The organism is Gluconobacter sphaericus NBRC 12467, from assembly GCF_006539125.1.
GTDB classification, from domain to species: domain Bacteria; phylum Pseudomonadota; class Alphaproteobacteria; order Acetobacterales; family Acetobacteraceae; genus Gluconobacter; species Gluconobacter sphaericus.
In genome coordinates this window covers 1-2,195 of record NZ_BJMK01000072.1, presented here as the reverse complement: position 1 = coordinate 2,195, position 2,195 = coordinate 1, and the positions used below count along the sequence as shown (strand labels likewise).

Sequence of the window (2,195 nt, the reverse complement as noted above, 5' to 3'; positions counted from 1 at the left end):
CAGACGCTCCATTTGTTCGTCCGTCAGCCAAAACAGATCGCTCATCTCCAGTCTCCTTACAGAGCCTGAATCAAAATTCCTCACAAAAATCAATGGGTCCTGAGTCTAGCCAGTCTGGAACAGGCCAAGGTTGCCGCAGTTCATGCGACACAGCGCCTCAAAGAGGCTCTTTCCCGCCGTAAACTCCGTTTTTCTTCTAACTGCCAAAACGACAGTGAACTCCATTTTCAAAGAGATATTTTCTTTGAAAATGGAGTTCCAAGAATGACTAGTTCGATCTGATCGGGTCTTGGTCCTCAAGTTGACATTATCGCGTCAAGATTTCCCCTTAAACGCACGTTCAAAAGGCTCAAGACGTAGGAGCTATTTGAAGGACTATCCTTTCATCTCGGCTCAACTTGCCCCTGAACGACCTGACAGTTGCGGGTCACTGACCGTTCAGGCCAGACCCAGAAAGAGCATCACAGGGCGATTGACAGAAAGCATGACGGTATCGCTGGCGATCCCAACGGTGGGGCCAATCTTGTCGCGGGAGACCGTACTGGGCTTGTCGATCATCAGCTGAGACGTTTTGCGCAGCCCGCTCCGCTCGTCTGGGGTTACCGACAGGCGGAGCAAAACCGCGTCTATGAGGGCACTGGTGACAGGGAGAATGGACACGGAGGCGGTCGTCTCGAAACGGTCCGCCTGGACGATCAGAGCGGACCTAGGTTTACCCAGATCACCCTGGAGAGCAACGGTCACGAAGTCTCCCCAGTTCATGCCTCCCATCCGTCGAGATCGCTGGCCGCACTGTCCAGGAAGGACATCAGCGCGGGATCGTACCGCTCGGCCTCGGCCACCAGACGCGCCTAGCGCTGGCATTCCGCATCAAAGCCTGGTGTGCGTGTATCGGTCACCCAGATCTGGATGAGACGCAGTCCGGCCTTTCGAAGGGTATCACGGCGCTTCTGGACGCGGATGGCAACAGAGGTCATGGCATTTCTCTTCCCGTTACATGTAACAGAAAGGTGCGCTGATTTTCAGCACAATCAGGCTGGCGCTTTGAGCCATCCACGTTGCTCTGGCATCGCGTCCGACAAATGGATTTTTGGTCGGGTTGCAGACATAAGGTCTCGATTGTGAGCCATTTAGGACCATCATGACGACTTACGCCTCCGGAAAGATCCAGACCCGTTGGGCCACGCTCGACGATCTTCCAGCGCTGAAAACCCTCATCAACAGATCCATCGACGCCTTACAGGTTGGATTTCTCTCTCCTGAGCAAATCATCGCCAGTCATGCTGTCATGGGTCTGGACACCCAGTTGGTTGAAGACGGATCTTATCTCGTCGCCGAATATGATGGGGTTTTGGCTGGATGCGGGGGATGGAGTAAGCGCGCGACGCTCTACGGAGGCGATCACAGCCGCGACCTTCGTGATCCTCTTCTTCTGGATCCTGAGCGAGACCCTGCGAGGATCCGGGCCATGTACACTGATCCTGATTTCACGCGAAAAGGCATTGGCCGACTGCTGTTGCAGCAGTGCGAACAAGCCGCAGCAGACAATGGTTTTAAAACCGCAGAGCTCATGGCTACTCTCAGTGGAGAGCCTCTCTACATAGCATCCGGATACCATCCCCTAGAAAGAGTTGAAGCCATAGGGAACGGTGCGAATGTTCCATTGATACGAATGCAAAAAATTTTACAGCCCTAAGGGCTATCGAGATGAAAAGCCGTTTCTGGTTTTCATAAATCCCAGCAGCGTGAGGTTGGGACATTCTGGTCCGTTTGAGGATTGGGAGGAGTCAGGACACAGAGAATGGTTTGACCACGTTTTTCCAGCGTAAAGAGCGCCTCGGATCCGGCGTAGTTTGTGGTTGTGGTGATCTGGTAGCCTGTTTTGAGCAGACTGCTCAGAGAGGCCGTGACCGGGTGAAGTGTCGTCGGAACGGCAAGCGGGCTGTAGGGGGATTTGACACCAGACTCTGGCAGCCAGTCCGGGGAGGTTTGTGAAAAAGCGCAGATCGGAAAGAGAAGAGGGCACAGGGCAGACAATACGGCCAAACGATTGCTCACGAAGTGCTCCAAAAGCAGGGTTGATGTCCTGCTGTCGTTGAAAAGAGATACAGCGTAGCTACGCTAGGGATATGCCTGTATCGTTTAAGTGTATTTCTTGGAACTGGATCACCATATGAATCGACAACGCTACACCT

General features: G+C 53.4%; 3 protein-coding genes. 1 reads left to right on the top strand and 2 read right to left on the bottom strand.

The genetic code is table 11. From position 1 onward, the window contains the following. Positions 1-438: 438 nt before the first annotated feature. Together GSP01_RS14460 and GSP01_RS15350 are read right to left on the bottom strand one after the other, a co-directional pair. The gene (locus tag GSP01_RS14460) at positions 439-744 is read right to left on the bottom strand and encodes a type II toxin-antitoxin system PemK/MazF family toxin (RefSeq protein ID WP_306414205.1); all 306 of its coding nucleotides are present in this window, start codon (positions 742-744) and stop codon (positions 439-441) included. A 107-nt stretch (positions 745-851) separates the two neighbouring features. Then, the gene (locus GSP01_RS15350) at positions 852-977 is read right to left on the bottom strand and encodes an antitoxin MazE-like protein (protein ID WP_255320916.1); all 126 of its coding nucleotides are present in this window, start codon (positions 975-977) and stop codon (positions 852-854) included. Between the two features lie 164 nt (positions 978-1,141). Between GSP01_RS15350 and GSP01_RS14450 the strand changes: the two genes are divergently transcribed. Then, complete coding sequence (locus GSP01_RS14450) at positions 1,142-1,696, top strand: GNAT family N-acetyltransferase (RefSeq protein WP_141354656.1); 555 nt, start codon at positions 1,142-1,144, stop codon at positions 1,694-1,696. Positions 1,697-2,195 lie beyond the last annotated feature (499 nt).